At 47.5% G+C, this 20,484-nt stretch carries 16 protein-coding genes; 9 read left to right on the top strand and 7 right to left on the bottom strand.

From position 1 onward, the window contains the following. Positions 1-52: 52 nt before the first annotated feature. Complete coding sequence (locus QQL66_RS18070; protein WP_284383344.1) at positions 53-490, bottom strand: HIT family protein; 438 nt, start codon at positions 488-490, stop codon at positions 53-55. A gap of 356 nt (positions 491-846) precedes the next feature. On the opposite strand from QQL66_RS18070, the gene QQL66_RS18065 reads away from it, so the two are divergent. Continuing rightward, the gene (locus QQL66_RS18065; RefSeq protein ID WP_284383343.1) at positions 847-1,407 is read left to right on the top strand and encodes a TetR/AcrR family transcriptional regulator; all 561 of its coding nucleotides are present in this window, start codon (positions 847-849) and stop codon (positions 1,405-1,407) included. A gap of 10 nt (positions 1,408-1,417) precedes the next feature. On the opposite strand, the gene QQL66_RS18060 is transcribed toward QQL66_RS18065, so the two are convergent. Beyond that, positions 1,418-1,546, bottom strand: coding sequence for a hypothetical protein (locus tag QQL66_RS18060; RefSeq protein ID WP_284383342.1), 129 nt, complete (start codon positions 1,544-1,546; stop codon positions 1,418-1,420). Between the two features lie 30 nt (positions 1,547-1,576). Between QQL66_RS18060 and QQL66_RS18055 the strand changes: the two genes are divergently transcribed. Then, positions 1,577-4,600, top strand: a complete 3,024-nt coding sequence (locus QQL66_RS18055) for a response regulator (RefSeq protein WP_284383340.1) — start codon at positions 1,577-1,579, stop codon at positions 4,598-4,600. 460 nt (positions 4,601-5,060) lie between these two features. Here QQL66_RS18055 and QQL66_RS18050 read toward each other — a convergent pair whose 3' ends face one another. After that, positions 5,061-5,804 (bottom strand): DUF3313 domain-containing protein, encoded by a 744-nt coding sequence (locus QQL66_RS18050; protein WP_284383339.1) that lies wholly within the window; start codon positions 5,802-5,804, stop codon positions 5,061-5,063. Between the two features lie 342 nt (positions 5,805-6,146). Next, positions 6,147-7,967: an acyl-CoA dehydrogenase C-terminal domain-containing protein gene (locus QQL66_RS18045; RefSeq protein WP_284383337.1), complete on the bottom strand. Its 1,821-nt coding sequence runs from the start codon at positions 7,965-7,967 to the stop codon at positions 6,147-6,149. Positions 7,968-8,347: 380 nt separating this feature from the next. Between QQL66_RS18045 and QQL66_RS18040 the strand changes: the two genes are divergently transcribed. Next, positions 8,348-9,367, top strand: a complete 1,020-nt coding sequence (locus tag QQL66_RS18040) for an AraC family transcriptional regulator (RefSeq protein ID WP_284383335.1) — start codon at positions 8,348-8,350, stop codon at positions 9,365-9,367. Here the strand turns inward: QQL66_RS18040 and QQL66_RS18035 are convergent. Beyond that, complete coding sequence (locus QQL66_RS18035) at positions 9,360-10,061, bottom strand: DUF3313 domain-containing protein (RefSeq protein ID WP_284383334.1); 702 nt, start codon at positions 10,059-10,061, stop codon at positions 9,360-9,362. The two genes, QQL66_RS18040 and QQL66_RS18035, sit on opposite strands and share 8 nt — an antisense overlap. A 194-nt stretch (positions 10,062-10,255) precedes the next feature. Here QQL66_RS18035 and QQL66_RS18030 point away from each other — a divergent pair, with 194 nt between their 5' ends. From QQL66_RS18030 to QQL66_RS18015, 4 genes are all read left to right on the top strand, one after another. Next, positions 10,256-11,062, top strand: coding sequence for a type 2 periplasmic-binding domain-containing protein (locus QQL66_RS18030; RefSeq protein WP_284383332.1), 807 nt, complete (start codon positions 10,256-10,258; stop codon positions 11,060-11,062). 273 nt (positions 11,063-11,335) lie between these two features. Next, a complete protein-coding gene (locus tag QQL66_RS18025; RefSeq protein WP_284383331.1) occupies positions 11,336-12,859 on the top strand; it encodes an alkaline phosphatase in 1,524 nt (507 codons plus the stop codon). An 18-nt stretch (positions 12,860-12,877) separates the two neighbouring features. After that, positions 12,878-14,437 (top strand): alkaline phosphatase, encoded by a 1,560-nt coding sequence (locus QQL66_RS18020; protein WP_284383330.1) that lies wholly within the window; start codon positions 12,878-12,880, stop codon positions 14,435-14,437. A 119-nt stretch (positions 14,438-14,556) separates the two neighbouring features. Next, positions 14,557-15,270, top strand: coding sequence for a hypothetical protein (locus QQL66_RS18015; RefSeq protein ID WP_284383328.1), 714 nt, complete (start codon positions 14,557-14,559; stop codon positions 15,268-15,270). Between the two features lie 126 nt (positions 15,271-15,396). On the opposite strand, the gene QQL66_RS18010 is transcribed toward QQL66_RS18015, so the two are convergent. Both QQL66_RS18010 and QQL66_RS18005 read right to left on the bottom strand, forming a co-directional pair. Then, the gene (locus QQL66_RS18010) at positions 15,397-16,623 is read right to left on the bottom strand and encodes an NADH:flavin oxidoreductase/NADH oxidase family protein (protein WP_284383327.1); all 1,227 of its coding nucleotides are present in this window, start codon (positions 16,621-16,623) and stop codon (positions 15,397-15,399) included. A 149-nt stretch (positions 16,624-16,772) separates the two neighbouring features. Then, positions 16,773-17,369, bottom strand: a complete 597-nt coding sequence (locus QQL66_RS18005) for a TetR/AcrR family transcriptional regulator (protein ID WP_284383325.1) — start codon at positions 17,367-17,369, stop codon at positions 16,773-16,775. A 560-nt stretch (positions 17,370-17,929) separates the two neighbouring features. On the opposite strand from QQL66_RS18005, the gene QQL66_RS18000 reads away from it, so the two are divergent. Next, the gene (locus tag QQL66_RS18000) at positions 17,930-19,267 is read left to right on the top strand and encodes a D-arabinono-1,4-lactone oxidase (RefSeq protein WP_284383323.1); all 1,338 of its coding nucleotides are present in this window, start codon (positions 17,930-17,932) and stop codon (positions 19,265-19,267) included. Further along, entirely contained in the window at positions 19,254-20,462 is a 1,209-nt protein-coding gene (locus QQL66_RS17995) for an alanine racemase (RefSeq protein ID WP_284383322.1), read from the top strand. The genes QQL66_RS18000 and QQL66_RS17995 overlap by 14 nt, the downstream gene beginning before the upstream one ends. The last annotated feature ends 22 nt before the right edge of the window (positions 20,463-20,484 follow it).

The raw sequence follows: 20,484 nt of genomic DNA, 5'->3' as shown, positions 1-20,484 counted from the left end.
AAAACCACATCTTCACAGCGAGAGTTTACAACTCAGATTCCCGTCTCAGCCGCTAAAGTTGAGTAGACAAGGATTCTGCCCATTGAGCAGATTCTTTAGAACGCCCCCAATGATTCAACGGGTTAACAAATCGAGTCATGAAACGAACCGGTAACATCCCTAAATCCCAACCGTACCGGGGAATCACATGCAAATGCACATGCGGCACATGTTGATTAGCGGCAGGACCATCGTTAATCAAAAAATGAACGTCTTTGACACTATTATCTGCAGCCTTCATCGCTTTACTGATGCGGCGGGCTGCTGACCACATGGCCGTCAGTTCCGTCTCAGGCAGGTCATCCACACTGCCTTGGTGTGTTTTACTCAACACAATCACATGACCAGGGCTCAGCGGAAACTTATCCACAATGGCTCGACAATGATCATCCTGATAGATCGTATGAGACGGAATCTGCTCTTGATTGATTTGGCAAAAAATACAGCTCATGGTCTTCCTCCTTGAATAATATACATCGATTGTGCCTCTGACCTGGGGTTAAATCAAAACTCTTGTTGATTCCCGGTGTTATTCTTCGTTACCACCATTTATTAACACTATCGGTTACCGCCACAGGATGACATTGAATACAAAATAACCGTTCATCAGCAGCGATTTGTTCTGGTTAAAAAATACTCAAAAGAATCTATGCTTAATGGTACAGATTTTTGATTTACAAGACTTCGGTATACTTAGGCCCGACTTTTGTCTCCATTCGGCGGAACATGAGGCTAATTGCTTGAAATAGGCTTATGTAAACGTATATAACTTCTCTCGGGTATAAGAAAAGTCACAGTGAGAAATACATGGTAAAACAAAAACAAAAAGATTCACGCTTTTCCAAAGAGCATTGGATCCAAAAAGCACTCGAGGTACTGTCTCAAACAGGTGGTGCAAAAATTCACATTGAAAAGCTGGCCGCTAAGCTGGGCGTTACCAAAGGCAGTTTCTACTGGCACTTCGAAAGTCGTAATGATTTTGTCGAACAAGTGCTGGATTACTGGGAAGAGAAATGTACGCAAGTAGTTATCGAATACTTAAACGCACAAGAGCACTCTTCCGGAAAAAGCTTGGTTAAAGCATTGATTGATTATCTGCACGATAATGATCTTTTGGCTTATGAAATGCCAGTTCGTTCATGGGCAGTGCAAGAGAGCCGAGTTCAAAAGCGTGTTGAGTCGGTGGATACTGACCGAGCCAACTTCATCCAAGATAAACTGGTTACAGCGGGCATTGATGCGGAAACCGCTGAGAATTTTGCTCATCAATTTATCTGCTTCTGTGTGTGTCATGGCTTTATGCTGCCACCACTGTCTAAAGAACAGCACAGAGCACAGCTTCACTGGTTAGCAGAAACCTGCCTATAATCGTGAACGCTCAAACTCGATTGGCCTCATAGATCGCTTCTTGAGGCCAATCCGATATCCCTCCCGTCATTGAAAAACTGTCACTCTGATCTACATTTAGATACATCAGACCATTAATCGCCATATCTTTTACTATCATTTTGGCCAGCCAACGTGGATCCAATCCTGTATGAGTGATGCGCACAAAAGGACTACGCCTGAAGCTGTAAGGAATACACCGCTCTCCAGCTCACTGGCAGTCAAAATTCCCATGACCTTTATTGTGATCATGGTGCTTTTTGTCGCCACATTTTTGGTTGTGATGGAGTTGAGAGGTAAACCCTTGCTGTTAGACATGTCTAATCAGCGAGTCATACAAGTCGGCGAATCCATCGTGGCTCAGCTTGGTCAACGCATTAAGCTGACCGAGTCATTAGTCACCGCGATGGCCAATACCGGGGAAGTTCTGCCTCAGGACGATGAGCTGCATCGACAAGTCATCCGAAAAATCATTGACTTCGAGGGCACAGAGCGCTTCATTGCTGGCGGTGGTATCTGGCCCGAGCCCTACCTGTACAACCCGGACATTGAGCGGCGCAGCTTTTTCTGGGGGAAGGACTCTAATAACGTTCTCAAATACTACGACGACTATAACCACCCTGCCGGCAGTGGCTACCATCATGAAGAATGGTACGTCCCGGCCAAGTTACTCCAGCCTGGGGAAATTTACTGGTCTCGCTCCTATATGGACCCATATTCCTACCAATCGATGGTCACCGCCACAGCGCCAATGTTCAGGAACGACCAGTTCTACGGTGTGACCACCATCGACATCAAACTGGAAGGGTTAACTGAATTTCTCGCTCAGAAATCCGAAAGCTTCGGCGGCTATGCCTTTGCACTGGACCGAAATGGCACCTTTCTGTCACACCCGGATCAACAACTCACCAAACGCTTCGATAAGGACGAACAAGGAAACCCCACAGAAGAGTATTTGAACATTACCGAGCTTCAACAGAAATCGCCTCACTTCTTTTCTCTGGTCGAAGCGCTTAAAAAGCTGGATTCATCACAAACCCTGCCCTCAAATGAAGAGAAGTTGGTCACCCAGATCACCAGCGACAGCTATCAAATCAACAAAGAAGAAGCCCGACGCATTGTCAGCACTCTCAGAAACCCTATTTTTGACCATGCGAAAAAAGAGGCGCTCTTATCTCAACTACAAATCGCCACCGACCCGGTGCTAAAAGAACCCGTGTTGATCAATATCTTTGAGGTGCCAGATACTCACTGGAAAATCATTACAGTTACACCTCAAGCGCTGGCCTTTGCCGCCAGTAGAAACATCATTGATTCGGTACTCATCGCGTCTTTTATCGTGTTATCCGTCAGTCTGCTGGTGGGCTTCATCATCATGCAGAAAATTCTGGTTCAACCCTTGATTAATATGACCACCCAAATCAAGCATGTGGATCTGGAACAATTGTCGGAAACCAAGGATCAGGCGATCTCTCCGATTCCAACAGGGGAACTGGGGGAGTTAGCCAGCCAATTCAATGAACATACCCAACAACTGGTCTACGCCAATACCGAACTGGAACACCAAATCACGCTGGCAAAACAGGCCTCCGTAGCAAAATCTCAATTCCTCGCCAACATGAGCCATGAAATCCGCACGCCAATCAATGGTGTATTGGGTATGCTGACGCTGATGGACCATACCAAGCTCGATAAACAGCAGTCGCATTACATCAGCATGGCCCGGTCCAGTGCAGAATCCTTGTTAACAGTGATTAATGACATACTTGATTTCTCAAAAATCGAGGCCGGTAAGCTCGATATTGAAACCATCGATTTTGACCTCCGCAGTCTGTTAGACGATTTGGCAGGCAATATGGCGCACCTGGCCCAGCGCAAAGGTCTGGAGCTGGTATTAGACATTAACCATATCCCGCATCGCATGGTTCAGGGTGACCCCGGCCGAATCCGACAAGTCCTGACCAACCTGGTTTCAAACGCCATTAAATTTACCGAGGAAGGTGAAGTCGTTATCAAAGCCAAGCTGGAAAATGTCGGCAAGCTGGGGCTGATCCTGTACGGGACTGTGTGTGACACCGGCATTGGCATTCCCAAAGAAAAACAAGCCATGCTATTCCAATCCTTTTCTCAACTGGACGACAGCAACACCCGTAAATATGGCGGAACCGGTTTAGGGCTCGCCATCAGTAAACAACTGTGTGAGTTGATGGGAGGAGGTATCAGTCTGATCAGTGAAGGCAACAAAGGCAGCCAATTTAACTTTTCACTTAACCTGCAACCCAGTGATCAAATCTTACCTAACCTGCCTACGGTTGACCTCGAAAACATCCACGTTCTGGTGGTCGATGACAATGCCACCAATCGCCTGGTACTTAAAGAACAGTTGGAAAACTGGGGAGCGCTCGTCGTTCAAACAGCCAATGCCCGTGAAGCCCTGGAATGTCTGGAACAACATTCGCCAGAGTACTTTCAGGTGGCTATTCTCGACATGCACATGCCCAACATGAACGGCGCCGATTTAGGGCAAAAAATCAAAAGTGACGAGCGCTATGAACACATTCACCTGATTATGATGACCTCCATCGGTGAACGGGGAGATGCCCACTACCTGGCCGACCTCGGCTTCTCAGGGTATTTCCCGAAACCGGCGTCGCTTCAAGACATCTATGACGCACTCTCGGTGGTACTGGAAGGAGGCGCCGCATTAAAAGCCGCCAAGCCATTAATTACCCATCATCACATTCAAAGTCTCAAGCGCCCGGTAACCGCCCAGGACAGCGCAAAAATCCTGCTGGTGGAAGACAACGTGATCAACCAACAAGTGGCGTTAGGGCTGCTCGAACGCCTAGGATTCCATGCCGATACGGCGGGTAACGGGCAGGAAGCGCTGCACTACCTTAAAACAGCTCCGAACAATAAACCCTACGACCTGATCCTGATGGATTGCCAAATGCCGGTCATGGACGGCTACGAAGCCACCAAAGCCATCAGAAACGGGGATTGTCATCCGAATCACAAGAATGTGGTGATTATTGCCCTTACGGCAAATGCGATGAAAGGAGATATGGAGCGCTGTATCCAGGTCGGAATGAATGACTACATGAGTAAGCCCATTAATCCCAATACCCTGCAAGAAAAGCTGGATCGCTGGCTCCAGAATCAGGCATCGGCCTAACAGGCCAATACCTTAAAATCGGGGGAAATTGTGCAGAATCACTCTTACTAATAGCAGAAATTACTAATAGCAGTAATTACTAATAGCAGTAATTACTAGTAGCAGTAATTACCAGTAGCAAATCTCTGAGAAGTATACGCACAACGCATCGTGATTCGCTTGCTCTGCACTGTTGTGGGGTACAAATACTTCATACTGAGTAGAAAATTCCATAATAATAACCTCTTGGTTTGAGACACGAACAAAGGGGCATTGAGACCAAATAAAAACGTAATGAGCGAAGGCTCAGCTGAACATTTAACAACACGCTGTCAGCACACACGTTTTTAATCAGGCTCATCAGACGACTTTTGATCGCCTTTCGCCATGAGGATTACTTTATGGAATTTAACAAGCAATTGCTTGACCTAGGAACTCACAAATTTGACCCTAGGTAACAGATTGCCTAATTCATTAAAAATCAATCAATATTGCGTTCAGAATCAGCGTTTGTGGTGTTACTCACAATCAAGTTATGCGTTTTGGCCTCTTTCAAAGCCACTACCTGTTGATTGATCCATTGATCGATGGACGACTGCACTTTCGCCAAGGTAATTTCTTCCCACTTGTTCTCAAGGCGTTCCTGACCGACCATGCCCACCAACGTTTTAGCGACCACTTCATCCGTATCCGCGTCGACAAACTCGGCTTCAACAAAGATATAAATCTCTTCATCCCGCACGCCAATGGCTTTGGCGATGCCGGTAATGGCTAACCCTGCCGGAAGAAACTCATAGAAACGTAACGCCTCATCTTTGGTTTCGACACCAGTGATCGCCACACGCGCTTTCAGTGTTTTCCCGTATGGCTGATCCGATACCCGATAATACTCTTGCAACTTGTTACTCATGGCCTGAGCCATATAACGGCGAATATCTTTCAACGCCTTATTGGTTACCTGACGATCCCGGTTAATGCCATGCTCAATCCGAATAGGTTCCACAATGGCCGTTCGGTAAGCACTCAGATTTACAGACGGCGCAATCCAGGCTTTGGAGGCGACAAACTCTCGCTCTTCCACTTCCACCGTATTTAATGGCCGATAATTTTGCATGAACCCGGTATAGGGACGATCCACTCCCGGTGCCTTAGGTGCAAACAATGCACAACCAGACAGTAACACCAGCGTAAATGCTGCAAGCATCAATCGAATTCGAACCAACATCTCTCTTATCCTCGTTATTGTTATTTTTATCAGCGGAGCCAAAGATTCAGAAGATGACTCAACAGCTGTATGAGTATTGAACAAAGAGTATGCAGTTACAGGATGTTACACAAGTATTTTTTGTGCATGTCCGACAGCTGATCGGAAAGAACCGACTCTGTCTTGTGAGGCGATAAATAAGACAAGCGATAAATAAGACAAGCGATAAATTAGACAAGCAATGATTAACAGAACCACAAATAACAAACCAAAAAGCCCGACACATCACTATGTCGGGCCATTTCAATCGCTATTCTTGAAAAACTTATACGAATAACGTCTACAAATAATGTCTGTGAATCACTAGCTAACAGCAAAGGCTTCCTGAGATATTCCCATTAAACTGTCAGATCCCGACAAGATCGACTCACGATGCCCACACGTTCTTGGCAAGATTTTATCAAAGTAGAATTTAGCAGTTTCAATTTTACCTCTATAGAATTCGACCTCCGGTGCGCCCTTAGCCAACTGCTCTGCCGCCTTCTCGGCCATCATCGCCCAGAAATACGCCATCACCACATAGCCGGAATACATCAGGTAATCCACCGAACTGGCACCAATCTCATCCCGGTTTTTGATGGAACGATACACCACACGCATGGTTAGTCGGGTCCATTCACCGTTCATGTGTTTTAGTTTCTTGATCAGAGGCTTGATTTCGGAGCGGTGTTTGCCCGAGACATACGGTGAACGTCCGGCACAGTAATTCTTCACTTCCTTGGAAAAACGTCGGAAGGCACCGCCACGATCCAGTAAGATCTTACGGCCCAATAAATCGAGCGCCTGAATGCCGGTAGTACCTTCATACAAGGTCGCAATACGAGTGTCGCGGACAATCTGCTCCATCCCCCACTCCTTGATGTAACCATGCCCACCAAACACCTGCATTCCCAGGTTAGCCGCTTCATAGCCGGTTTCGGTTAAGAAAGCTTTTAAGATCGGTGTTAAGAAGCCCAAATCATCGTCGGCTTTCTCACGAACTTCGTCGGTGGCACCGTCCACATAATAATCTGCAATGTTGGCCGCGTAATAAATCATTGCACGACCACCTTCGGCAATGGCTTTTTGTGTTAACAACATACGACGAACATCGGGATGGAAGATGATCGGATCCGCCACTTTATCGGGCGCTTTCTTACCACTTAGAGAACGCATCGAACAGCGTTCTTTGGCGTAGGCCAAGGCCCCCTGGAAAGAGCGCTCTGCTGCACTTGAACCTTGCAGACCGGTTCCGATTCGCGCGGTATTCATGAAGGTAAACATGCACTGTAAACCTTTGTTTGGCGGACCAATTAAGTAGCCTTTGGCTTGATCAAAGCTCATTACACAGGTGGATGAGGCTTTAATACCCATCTTTTTTTCCAAGCCGGAACACACTACACCATTGCGTTCACCCACATTGCCCTGCTCGTCCGGTAAAAACTTCGGCACGATAAACAGAGAAATTCCGCGCGTACCTTTCGGCGCATCCGGTAAACGTGCCAAGACAATGTGCACAATGTTTTCTGCCATGTCGTGCTCACCGGCGGAGATGAAGATTTTCGTCCCGGTAAGGGTATAGGAACCATCGGCATTGAGTTCCGCCTTGGTTTTTACCTGGCCCAAATCCGTACCGCACTGAGGTTCCGTCAGACACATGGTACCCGTCCAACTGCCTTCGATCAGTTTGGTCAGATAGGTTTGCTTTTGCGACTCATCGCCATGTAAGAAGATGGTATTCATCGCCCCGATACTCAAGCCCGGATACATGCCCCATGACCAGTTAGCCGTCGAAATCAGTTCCGACTTCAACACCCCCAGAGAAATCGGCAGCCCTAAGCCACCGTATTCAGGATCATGGTTAATGCCTTGCCAGCCACTTTCGACATAGGTCTGATACGCTTCTTTGAACCCGCTCGGAGTGGTCACATGACCATCTTCCAAACGACACCCTTCTTCATCACCCGTTTGATAGAGTGGCGCTAACTCCTGCTCACAAAATTTGGCGCACTCTTCCATAATGGCATTCACCATATCTGGCGTTGCTTCTTTTCCTTTCTCAAAATTCTGATAATGCTCATAAGAATTGAGCAGCTCTTCGAAGACAAATCGCATATCTCGTAGAGGGGCTTTAAATTCAGGCATGACACACACTCCTAATGGTTCCGATAACAACGCGAGAAACACATGGGCAAAAAAATAGGCAGCAGATCAACGATCGACCAATGAATCACTGCCAAGCAGTTACCCAGAGTATCGAAAACATCAATCGCAACTGCCTTAACAAATAAGTAGCGAACCGTTCTCGCGGTTTGTGAGCCGCTGCCGGAGACAGGTTTCAGTAGCTAACTCACACCTCCATTCTCGCGATTTTCGCTGACATCAGAAGGTCATTTGCAGACGACTCATCGGTCACTTTCGGACAAATCTCTTTTATATTGATTATTTTTTGGGCATGATAAGACACTCGAACCGGGTAGACTTTGATTCGTCATCTCGAAACACAGAACTGATAAGGCCGCTTCATGGACGCTCAACTCGCTTTACATGGACAATACGGTGCGCTTTTGTTGGATGTCCTTCCACTGGACAGAACCAGTCAATTAGCGTTACTTGAAGAGTGCGGTATCCGTCCGGCCTTATTGTCCAGTCAGGACGCGTTTCTGACCATTGAACAAAGCAACCGATTGATTCAAAAAGTCATTGAGGTCAGCGGACAGCCCTGGATGGGATTGATCTTTGGAGAGCGTCTGAACTTGATGACCCACGGCGCTTTAGGTCAGGCCGTGCTGAGTTGCAATACGCTGAAACAGGCCATCGAATTATTATTAAAGTACTATCGGACACGATTGATTCATGCGCGTCTGGAGCTACTCTACGAAGACGATCTGGCCGTACTGATCTTCGACTTCGATCAAGAATTTTCCCCATCTTACCGTTTCATGATTGAGACCGTCTTTGTCTGCCTGGTCAAAACAAGCATGTTCTTCTTCGGCATGAAACTGATGCATCAAGGTCACGTGCAATTAAGCTATGAAGAGCCTGAGTATTTAAAGCACTACAAGAATACTTTTTTTGACGGGGTTACGTTTAATGCGCCTCGTAATGCCCTGTGCTTCCAGCGATCGCTGCTGGATCTCCCGATGGCAATGCCGAATCCCAGCGCGTTAAAACAAGCAGAACAGGCATGCAATGAATTGATGGCTCGTCTACCACAACAAACGTCATTGGTAGAACAAGTAAAAGCCTTGATGTTTTCCCCCACCGGAGAACAAGCCAGCCTCGAAGAGCTGGCTCAAATGCTGTACATGAGCAGTCGCACCTTGCGACGTAAGCTATCCGGTGAAGGCTACAGCTATCGATCCCTGGCTGAACACGCCAAAATCACCGAGGCGCAACGCTTACTCTGTTCGGGCGAACCCGTGGAGTCCATCGCCGAGAAACTCAACTATTCTGATCCCAGCAATTTTGGTCGCGCCTTTAAGAAGAAAACCGGTCTTTCACCGTCCGCCTACCGAGAAGCTCAATCAGGCTCGGTTACATAATCACTTTGATCTTCGGGGCTTTGGCCCGCTGAGTAGCAAAGCGAATCCATTGATCAATGGTCGGTTTCAGCAATGCCAACGACAGTTTTTCTGTGCCATCCACCTTATAGGTCGGTGCCACGCCAGTCACTACCGACTGCGCCAACAACTCATTGGTCTCGGCATCCCGTACTTCCAGCTCAAAGGCGATCACGGCATCGTCGTTGTTTGGATTGATGGAGGTATTCTCGGCCGCCGCCAATAACGCCTGGGACACCGTTTCATGATCCTCATAATCCTTCTGTGCCGTTTCTACGGCAGTAATCGCCGTTCTGATACGCGCGACTTTCGTCCCGGTTTTTCGCATATCCTGCGAGATAAAACTTGAGGCCAATCGCAGCTGGGAATCCACATAGATCAGCACATCGGTCAGTAGTTGATGGGAGACGTTTTCATTAGCCCGCACATCCGGAAAATACTGCGTGGTCGTGTACTCCACCTGCTTGTACTCACCGGACAGTAACTTCGGGCTGATCCAACGCTTCACTGCGAAAGAATCCTGAGCCACCGTCGGCCCCAAAAGGGAATAATCTTCCAGAAATCCGGAGTACTGTTCACCAGGTGTCAGCGACGAACTTTGCGCCAGGTTCTCACATCCAATCAATGCTACACTCAAGGTCAGAGCGGCAGCGAATCTAAATCCTTTTCCTAACATAATGTTCCTCTGAAATTCAGTTATTCAACCAACAAGATTTTGATAGTTATTCAACACTTATGCTTTATTATTAACTGATATACGTTCTATTCACCGATCCGACGTTAGATATTTGGTGATACCGATAACATAAACGTACTAATGGTAGCCTCTCTTTTCCCATGCCCAAGTTCCAAAAATACAGTATATGGTGTATGACCTTAGCCTGCTTGCTTTGGTTCAATCAAGGGATGGCCAAAGAGCTGATTCTTGCCACCAGCAAATCCATTCCGCCCTATATTATTGAGGAGACCGAAAGCGGTGTGCAGTTAGATCGCGTAAAAGCCGTCTTTGAGCACGCTGGTCATCACATCAAAAAGGTCATTTTCACTTCGAACAAGCGCTCAGAGTTGCTACTTCAACAAAAGAAAGTAGACGCCATTATTAATGCCCCCATCAATCAAAGTACGATCTTCTATTCAGAACCTGTGATTCGCTATCAAAATGTCGCCATCACACTCACCAGCTCAGGCTTCACACTCAACCATATTGAAGATTTGCGTCATTACCGGGTGATGGCGTTTCAAAACGCCAGCAAGTTTTTAGGTCCTATCTACTCTGATATGGTGAAACAGAATCCCACCTATTATGAAGCCATTAACCAACAAGCCCAGCTCGAACGTCTGTATTTAAAACAAGTGGATGTGATCATCCTCGAACACCGGATTTTCGAATACTTTAACCAGCTGTATCTTGAAGCTGGCCATTATTCCAGTCCGGTCAGCTATCACTATATTTTTCCATCCGCCCCCCGCTCAGTAGGGTTTCATGATGAACATCTGCGTGATCAGTTCAATCTCAGCCTGCATGAGCTGTTCAAGTCAGAGTCAACCGCATCTCCCGCCGAAGCTCGTTCCTCAAATTCATCTTCGACTAAACCACCTTCAACTAAACCACCTTCAACTAAACCAAATGGCTCAAAGACAAATTCCTCGAAGACAATCACACCTGGGCATAACTAAACCAGGCCGCTGACACCAACCTCAAAAATTTAATCATTTGATTAAGATAGCCCAAAGTTACAAAACCCAGTCCCAGACTCGCACCTGTCATCGTTGTTAAACAATCATTTAATAAAAGAGTCATCGGATCGCAACCTTCTCTTTCTAACGTTACAGCACTCAAAAGTACGACAAATACTAATTAATTATTAGCCAAAAACTTACCTGAATTCCCAACAGCAAACAGGGAGTTTCATGGCTGAATCTCAAAAGCACAAAGCCTGAGGAAACATTATGAACCTTAAACTACGCAGCCTGGTTGCGGCATGTTCGCTTGCCTGTGCCTCAACCAGTGCCTTTGCTGGCGCGCTACCAGAGTCACAACTAGATAACGACTGGTATCAACTGGGAGAGCAACTGGTAGAACAGAAGACACTACAATCCCGCAATACCAACACCGCTAAAAACGTCATCCTGTTTGTCGGTGATGGCATGGGTATCTCAACCCTGACCGCAGCACGTATTCTGGAAGGTCAGTTGAACGGTGATACTGGTGAAGAACATTTCCTCAGCTTTGAGAAATTCCCTCATACTGCGCTTGTAAAAACGTATAACACAGACCAACAAACCCCCGACTCTGCTGGCACGATGACGGCAATGATGACCGGCGTTAAAAACCGTGCTGGCGTTATTAGCCTTGGACCTATGGCGGTTCGTGGCGAATGTGGTGAGGATGTTGAAGGTAATAAACTGACGTCGGCCCTTACCCTGGCAGAACGCAAAGGCAAAGCAACTGGCATCATTTCTACGGCGCGTATTACCCACGCAACGCCAGCGGCAACCTACTCAACATCACCAGACCGTAACTGGGAAGATGACACCAAGTTGCCAGAAGACAGTACCTGTACAGATATCGCTTCTCAGCTGATCAATTATTCAGAAGGTAACGGTATCGAAGTCGCTATGGGCGGTGGTCGTCGTCACTTTCAAAGCATCGAAAATGGTGGCCGTCGTAAAGACAGCGATCTGACAGAGCAATGGTTAAACGACGCAGGCAACGAAACACGCTCGTTCGTTACCAACAAAACCGAATTGGAAAACGTCGACCTTGCCAACACCGACAAACTACTTGGCTTGTTCACCTCGTCTCACATGAGCTACGAAGCCGATCGCGATGATGCAGAAGAGCCTTCGTTGGCAGAAATGACGGAAACCGCGCTTGAAGTATTAAAGAAAGACGAAGACGGTTTCTTCCTGATGGTTGAAGGCGGTCGTATCGACCACGGTCACCACGCAGGCAACGCTTACCGTGCGCTGACGGATGCACATGCCTTCGCCAAAGCGGTACAAACGGCGTTAGATAACACCTCTCGTGAAGACACCTTGATCATTGTAACCGCTGACCACAGCCACGTATTCACCATCGCCGGTTATCCAAAACGCGGTAACCCGATTCTGGGTAAAGTCGTTAATGTCGATGATACGGAAGCAACCGATCTGGACGGCCTTCCATACACCACCGTGGGTTACATGAACGGCTTAGGGTTTGCTGACTTGGCGACCGGCGGTGATACCCGTTATAACACCGACGAAACCCCAATCGCCACAGGTCGAGTTGATCTAACCAACATCAATACCGAAGGCCAAGGCTTCCACCAGGAAGCACTAGTACCACTTGGTTCAGAAACGCACGCAGGTGAAGACATTTCAGTTCATGCCATTGGTCCTGGTTCTCACCTCTTTGGTGGTGTGATTGAACAAAACGAAGTCTTCCATGTAATCAACGAAGCCGCTGAACTTGGCGGTAAGTCTTACTAATCCAGCAGGAGAAACATCATGAATTTTAAGAAAACCTTACTTGCTGCGATTATAAGCGGCTCCGCAGTACTAGCGGGTTGTAGTGACAGCGACAGCCACTCATCCGGCTCGACAACTGAACCGAACGCTCAAACGGCGGCTCAAGGCGAATCCAAAAACTTCTGGTTTAATCAAGGTGCAGATGCCGTAACAGCCGCTGCAAATACGGCTCAGATCCAAACTCGCGCCAAGAACGTCATCCTCTTTGTTGGCGATGGTATGGGCATCAGCACTACAACGGCGGCACGTATTTTCGAAGGCCAGACACGTGGTGAAACCGGTGAAGAAAACAACCTGGCTTGGGATACCTTCCCATACACAGCGCTTTCAAAAACCTACAACACCGACCAACAAACACCTGACTCTGCCGGTACCATGACCGCAATGATGACCGGTGTTAAAACTGACGCCGGTGTGATCGGTGTCGCTGAAGATGTTGTTCGTTCAGACTGTGCAACCGTTGCCGGAAACGAATTGGTTTCAGCCGTTTCTTTGGCAGAAATCGCAGGTAAGGCAACCGGCGTTGTTTCAACAGCACGTATCACGCACGCAACACCTGCGGCAACCTATGCCGTTACGCCTGAGCGCAACTGGGAAGATGACACCAAAGCACAAGGTGGCTGTGAAGACATCGCATCACAATTGATCAGTTTCAGTGCCGGTGATGGCATCGACGTTGTTATGGGTGGTGGTCGTCGTCACTTTATTCCGGCTGCGGATGGAGGTCGTCGTGGCGATGGTCGCAACCTGCCTAATGAATGGCTGGCGGGCAATGGTACTCGTCAGTACGTGACCAACAAAGCAGGGCTTGAAGCGGTAGACGTGAATGCAACCGACAAACTGTTGGGCTTGTTCTCATCTTCACACATGAGCTACGAAGCGGATCGTGATGACGCAGAAGAGCCATCATTGTCTGAAATGACTGAAACCGCCATCGACATGCTGTCGAAAGACCAAGACGGTTACATGTTGGTGGTTGAATCCGGTCGTATCGACCACGCTCACCACGCAGGTAATGCGTATCGCGCACTGACCGATGCGGTTGAGTTCTCTAACGCAGTGAAAGCGGCAGTAGAAAAGGTAAATCTTGAAGATACCTTAATCATTGTTACCGCCGACCACAGCCATGTGTTTACCATTGCAGGCTATCCTAAGCGTGGTAACCCTATCTTAGGTAAAGTCGTAGGCATTAATGATCAGGAAATTCTTGATGAAAACGATCAGCCGTACACCACGGTGGGTTATATGAACGGTCTTGGTTTTGCGGATCTGGAAACGGGTGGCGACACGCGTTACGGCGAAGCAGCGGACGCCGGTCGTAAAGACCTGACCAACGTTGATACAACCGATCAAGGTTTCCACCAAGAAGCACTTGTGCCTCTCGGCAGCGAAACTCACGCGGGTGAAGATGTAGGTATCTATGCGACCGGTCCTTGGGCTCACTTGGTTCAAGGCACCTTAGAACAAAATATGATCTTCCACATCATCAACAAAGCAACAGGTCTGGTAGAACTGGCTGACGCCAATACAGCACCTTAATCCACACTAACCAGTGGATTCACCAGCATGGCAGTGTCATATCACTGCCATGTTTTTCTGTTTTGATGATGACGATTAACAAAACAAAATTCCAACAGACCAACCTTACTGGAGTGATTATGCAACACCTCCAATTGCCTTTTCTGCTACGCAAACTGGTATCGACACTTGCCATCGGTAGTGCTTTATTTTCTGCTCAAGCTAATGCCGATTACTGTAAGCCGACTAACATAGAAAAAGGCTGTGCGCCTTTCGCTTTGGATTATTTTGTAACCGATCAGGTCTCAGGGAAGATATCGCCTTTGCAAGTCTGGTACACCGAGCAAGGCACTTTCTACCGACAGGCCAATGGCGCACTGGTCTCCTGGCAACCACAAGGTAAAAAACTGTCTTTCAAACGCTGGATGGAAGCTGAACAACTGGTCATAGAATATGAACCGTCAGACTTATCATCCCTTGGACACAAAGATCTTGAATGGGAACAAGTGCGGGGATTAATGCCGACCGGTGTGTTGAATACCATGCACTTCGTCGACAACGCCACATGGAACCGCTACACCACAAAACGACTGGCCAATAAAGAGCACGCCCAGGAAGTGGAGCTTCTGGACAAATACCAAGTACCGGTACAAATTACCATCCATGGCCGGCCGACGATGGTGTTGTCACGTCTCTACGACACAGATCAAGTACAGCAGTGGTTAAGCAAATTGGTCACGTTCGAACAGATGGATTATGCCGATATTGGCGATAACGAGAGCGATCAACGTGTTGCGCAATTAATCCATCAGGGGTTTGTGCCAGGGCACTCATCAGAAACGCACGGTCATTAAGGAACGTTTCGAAGCGTTATTCACAACACTTCTGACATCGTTCACAGCATTTCAGACACCTTCAAACACAAACGACCAGCCGAAGCTGGTCGTTGCGGGTTCTCTATTCAATCAGAGCACTAAGGGTTAAGCCCGGCGCTTCTGGAACGCCTGAATACCATTGCTGGTCATGGTGCGAACGATGGACCAGTAAACATTCATATTCGGCTTGGGTTGCTTGCCTTCCGCAATCCGCGCCATTTGCTGCTCATACCAGGTAATTTCTAACATACCCGCCTGATCCAGCGCTTTCACACCTGTCGTCAACGGCTTCACCTGGCTCTTCACATTGACACCCTTAATGATTTGCTTCGGCATGTCTGGTTGCAAGGTCAACGGACGGGCAATTCCGACCATATCAATTTCACCCGAGGCAACGGCATCCGCCATACCTTGTGCAGAGCGGAAGCCACCCGTCACCACCACTGGCGCTTTAATCAGTTGCTTCATTTTGGCCGCAAACTCAATGAAATAAGCTTCACGTTCCTTGGTACTTTGCTTAACACCTGTCATCGCCGGCGATTCATAGTTACCACCTGAGATTTCGAACAAGTCCATCCCCATCGCGTCCAACGCCTGGATTACTTGCGTCGACTCTTCTTCGGTGAAACCTCCACGCTGGAAGTCAGCCGAATTCAGCTTGATACCGACCGGGAAGTCAGCACCCACTTCGTTTCGAATGGCCTGATAGATTTCCTTCACAAATCGCATACGGTTTTCAATGCTGCCACCCCATTGATCCTGACGGCGATTATGATGCGGAGAAAGAAACTGGCTAACTAGGTAACCATGAGCGCCGTGGATTTGAATGCCAGAGAATCCAGCGTCTTTCGACATTTTCGCAGCAAAGGCATATTTTCCAATGATCTCCCAAATTTCCTTATCGGTAAGTTCACGTGGTGGATTGAAGAACTTATCCAAACCTTTCCCCAGAGGGACAGCAGAAGGCGACACCGGGTCCGGATTAATCGCTTTCGGTGACTGTTTACCCGGGTGGTTTAATTGTACCCAGCAGTCCGTATTGTTCGAGGTGGCCGCCGCAGCCCATTTCGCTACCATTCCAACGTCTGTTTGTTCATCAAACACCACGTTTCGTGGCTCACCCAGAGCATTGCGATCCACCATTACGTTACCCGTTATCAGCACACCACAGCCGCCTTCCGCCCAGCGTTGGTATAAGGTTACCAATCCCTTGCTGACCTGATGATCAACCGTTCCCAGAATTTCGCTCATCGCCGACTTAAAGAATCGGTTTTTCACCTGATGACCACACGGCAAATCTAACGCCTGACCCAACACTGCAAATTCACTCATTCTGCACCTCTTCCTGGATATCTTTTAATATCATTTTTTTCATGACCGACAAAAAGTATTAGACCGGTCGTCTATTAACAATGTAAATAAAAACACTCAAATGAGTGTTTCTTTCAGTATTCCTAAAATCTATCCGCTATCGCGCTGACTCATAAACGCTTCAATAGAATGGCATCAAACATAATGTTGACGACATCTTCCACAGCATTAGCGGAGGCTTCCACTTTCATTCGGAGTACGCCACCCTCCCAGCAATTCCAAAGCATTTTCGCCAGTAACTGGGCATCGAGATCGGTTCGAATAACCCCTTCTTTCTGGCCTTGCGTCACAAGTGCTGCCAGCATGTTGTTCCAGTTTTCAACTTCTTTCAATATGGCAAGACGACAGATTTCACTGGTTTCAGAAATCTCACTGGCTAACGCCCCCAAGATACAGCCACAGGTACCGGTTCGATACTCCTCCACCATTAACATAAACGCGTGCTTAATGGCGATCAAGCCGGTCTTCCGGGAACCTGCCATGACCCCAAGAATGCGTTCGTTTAAATCTCGCGCGTAAAAATGCACCACCTCAGCCGCAAACATTTCTTTGCTTTTGAAGTAGTGATAGAAAGAGCCCTTAGGCACGCCCAGCTTGTCCAGAACTTCTTTAATGCCCGTTCCGTGATACCCCTTGGTTAACAAGGTTTCCAAGCCTGCGTTCAGCAACTCTTCTTTAATGTGTTCGTTTTTTCTTGGTCTCGCCATGGTTGGCAAGTTTACGACCGGTCGTCTATAAATTCAATATAATTTCCTGCCTTTCTTATACCGCCCATCCACAAACAGGCTATACAGAACTATTCATCAGGTTATTCACAACTTAACCACAGAGTCATACCTTGACGGTAAGAAAAACAGAATAAATCAACATGAAACACTGGATTTATAATCAGTAATTCAAGAAAAAATCTAATTATCAACACAGAGTTTAATATGACAATAAGATGTAGAGTGGTATTTCAGTTTTTATCCACCGTTTACAGACAAACACTAAGTAATTGATTTTAAATAACTTTAATTAAGTGATTATTTTTAACTCTATTCACCGGAGCCCAGATAAAACGGGCGTTTGAGTCTGTTTCGAATACGTTACGCACAATTTTATCCACAGATATTGTTAGCAACTCACTTTTGCACACTAAATGCTCAATTTTTGTGTGCAGATTGGCCAACTTAGGGAATTTATACCCAGATTCACTCTCAGCATATTTCCATTCACATCGCCGCTAAATACTATACTTCGGATAACTATAAGAATAAGGCGAACTATGACGTACTTTGACAGTGTTGATGACATTCAACAGGAGCAACCGGGTAATCCGAAAGGGCAGTGGCAAAACTGGTCTCAAAATCAAACCTCGTTTCCTCAAGAAGTTTTGGAACCGGTATCGACCAGCGAACTGACAGCGGAACTACAAAGCACCACGACACCTTTCCGATTGGTGGGCTCAGGGCATTCGTTCACCCCCCTGGCTAAGACAGCAGACACACTGATCAGTCTCCATCACATGACCGGATTACTGGGCTATGACGAAGAGACCAATACCGCTCGAATCAAGGCCGGTACGCCCCTTCACCAATTAAGCCCATTGTTGGATGAAATCAATCAAGGCATGCTCAACATGGGTGACATCAACCATCAATCATTGGCAGGCGCCATTGCTACAGGTACACACGGTACCGGCGCAAAATTACCTTGCCTGTCCGGTCTGGTGAAATCGCTGACACTGATTTCACCTCAAGGGAAAGTATTGGAGTGTTCGGCACACCATAATAAAGAGTTGTTTGATGCAGCACGGGTGAATCTCGGCGCCTTGGGCGTAGTTACGGAAATTGAATTACAAAATCGTCCGGCATATTCATTGAAAGAATCCATAGAGCTGCAACCGCTCGAAGATGTTCTCAACAATCTGGATACCCTCAAGGCCCAAAATCGCCATGTGGAATTCTTTGCCCTGGCCTATTCGGATCAGGTGATCCTCAAGACCCTGAACCCAACCCAGGAGTCAGCATTCAGCCCCAAAGCACCATTGATTGCTGAAGACACCCTATTACGCTTTTTCTGCGAGCTAACAAGACACTTTCCAAAGCTTATTCCTTTCGTGCACAGACAGCTGGCCAGCTTTGTAAAACCCAGCCAGCGGGTGGATCTGTCGCATAAGGTTTTTGCGACACCGCGTACCGTTCGTTTCAACGAGATGGAATATCAAGTGCCAGCGGAAGATGGACCGACCTGCCTACGCAAGTTAATCCAGCACCTACGTAAACATAATGTTGCGGCCTTTTTCCCCATTGAATACCGCTATGTTGCTGCCGATGATATTTGGATGAGCCCCTTCTATGACCGGGATTCTGCCTCTATTTCCATTCATCAATACTATAAGCAAGACTACTCTGTGCTATTCCAACAGCTGGAGCCGATCTTTGATCAATTTGAGGGGCGTCCGCATTGGGGGAAAACCCATACCAAGAACCATCTGCAATTGGCGAAGCTCTACCCGAAATGGAAACAGTGGCAGAACATCAGACGAACCTTAGATCCAACACAACGATTAATGAACGACGATATGACCACCATTTTAGGGGACGTGGATGCATCAGCCTGAACGGTCACAAGATACCCCGTATTTCCACCAGCTGAATCGACTGCTAACACAGCACGGTGAAGGGACACCTCATCTTATCGTCGATCTGGATCGATTGGATGCAAACCTTGCCACGCTGTGTCATTCGGTTTCCAGAGACACAGCACTTCGGCTGGTTGCTAAATCATTGCCTTGCATCGGGTTGTTAAGCTATCTCAGTGAGCGCCTTGGCAGTCAAAGCTTCATGACCTTCCATTTACCCTTTTTAATGCAGCTTATTGAACACTTTCCAGACAGCAATCTGTTGTTGGGAAAACCCCTGCCAGCCCGAGCGGTTCAGCGTGCCTATGAGCGAATGCATCAGCACACAAACGCCTTTTCACCAGAAGAACAATTACACTGGTTAGTGGACACGCCCGCCCGACTCAACCAGTACCTGACCATTGCTCAGAAATTTGGAACCAGAATCGCGGTGACCATAGAAATCGATATCGGTTTGCATCGGGGCGGCGTCACAGATCAAACCACTCTGGATGTAATGCTGACCACGATCAGGAATCATCCAAAGTTTCTCCGATTCACCGGATTTATGGGATACGATGCTCACGTCGGTAAGTTACCTAGGGTCGTGGAATCCACGCAAGCCAGTTACCAACGCAGTCAGCATCAGTACCAAACGTACATTAACTATACCCGAAGCTATTTTCCCGAGCTGTGGGCCGATAATTTGATACTCAACGGTGCCGGTAGCCCGACCATAGAACTGCATAAAAACAGCTCAGTCTGTAACGATTTATCGGTCGGCAGTGCACTGGTTAAACCTAGCCACTTCGATCTGCCACTATTAACCGACTATCAACCGGCCAGCTTCATCGCCAGTCCGATTATTAAGCAGTGGTCCGGTATGAATTTGCCCGGACCGGAGTGGATAAGTCGTCTGTTACAAAGGCTTCACCCCAAACATCAGCAGACATTTTTTATTTACGGAGGGCTTTGGCGGGCCGACCTGATTGACGCTCGGCTACGACATAACAGTCTCTACGGGGAAAGCGCTAATCAAGCCATATTAAACGGAACGTCTCAGCTCACACTCGCCCCCGACGACCACATTTTCTGGCGTCCTCAGGAAAGCGAAGCGGTGTTCCTTCAATTCGGGGATGTACTGGCAGTCCGAAACGGAGTACTGGAAGCCCGATGGCCTGTGCTAAAACATTAAACACATAGAGCATTACCACATA

This window comes from Litoribrevibacter albus, from assembly GCF_030159995.1.
Classification (GTDB): Bacteria; Pseudomonadota; Gammaproteobacteria; order Pseudomonadales; family Litoribrevibacteraceae; genus Litoribrevibacter; species Litoribrevibacter albus.
Note: the sequence above shows the minus strand (reverse complement) of the source record. Positions and strands in the feature narration are given on the sequence as shown.

What these genes read in the sequence shown, in the direction of transcription:
- QQL66_RS18015 (WP_284383328.1), top strand. Translation starts at nt 14,557, where the DNA reads ATGCAACACCTCCAATTGCCTTTTCTGCTACGCAAACTGGTATCGACA.
- QQL66_RS18035 (WP_284383334.1), bottom strand. Translation starts at nt 10,061, where the DNA reads ATGTTAGGAAAAGGATTTAGATTCGCTGCCGCTCTGACCTTGAGTGTA.
- QQL66_RS18010 (WP_284383327.1), bottom strand. Translation starts at nt 16,623, where the DNA reads ATGAGTGAATTTGCAGTGTTGGGTCAGGCGTTAGATTTGCCGTGTGGT.
- QQL66_RS18055 (WP_284383340.1), top strand. Translation starts at nt 1,577, where the DNA reads ATGAGTGATGCGCACAAAAGGACTACGCCTGAAGCTGTAAGGAATACA.
- QQL66_RS18040 (WP_284383335.1), top strand. Translation starts at nt 8,348, where the DNA reads ATGGACGCTCAACTCGCTTTACATGGACAATACGGTGCGCTTTTGTTG.
- QQL66_RS18005 (WP_284383325.1), bottom strand. Translation starts at nt 17,369, where the DNA reads ATGGCGAGACCAAGAAAAAACGAACACATTAAAGAAGAGTTGCTGAAC.
- QQL66_RS18025 (WP_284383331.1), top strand. Translation starts at nt 11,336, where the DNA reads ATGAACCTTAAACTACGCAGCCTGGTTGCGGCATGTTCGCTTGCCTGT.
- QQL66_RS18000 (WP_284383323.1), top strand. Translation starts at nt 17,930, where the DNA reads ATGACGTACTTTGACAGTGTTGATGACATTCAACAGGAGCAACCGGGT.
- QQL66_RS18070 (WP_284383344.1), bottom strand. Translation starts at nt 490, where the DNA reads ATGAGCTGTATTTTTTGCCAAATCAATCAAGAGCAGATTCCGTCTCAT.
- QQL66_RS18045 (WP_284383337.1), bottom strand. Translation starts at nt 7,967, where the DNA reads ATGCCTGAATTTAAAGCCCCTCTACGAGATATGCGATTTGTCTTCGAA.
- QQL66_RS18060 (WP_284383342.1), bottom strand. Translation starts at nt 1,546, where the DNA reads ATGATAGTAAAAGATATGGCGATTAATGGTCTGATGTATCTAAATGTA.
- QQL66_RS18050 (WP_284383339.1), bottom strand. Translation starts at nt 5,804, where the DNA reads ATGTTGGTTCGAATTCGATTGATGCTTGCAGCATTTACGCTGGTGTTA.
- QQL66_RS18065 (WP_284383343.1), top strand. Translation starts at nt 847, where the DNA reads ATGGTAAAACAAAAACAAAAAGATTCACGCTTTTCCAAAGAGCATTGG.
- QQL66_RS18020 (WP_284383330.1), top strand. Translation starts at nt 12,878, where the DNA reads ATGAATTTTAAGAAAACCTTACTTGCTGCGATTATAAGCGGCTCCGCA.
- QQL66_RS17995 (WP_284383322.1), top strand. Translation starts at nt 19,254, where the DNA reads ATGCATCAGCCTGAACGGTCACAAGATACCCCGTATTTCCACCAGCTG.
- QQL66_RS18030 (WP_284383332.1), top strand. Translation starts at nt 10,256, where the DNA reads ATGACCTTAGCCTGCTTGCTTTGGTTCAATCAAGGGATGGCCAAAGAG.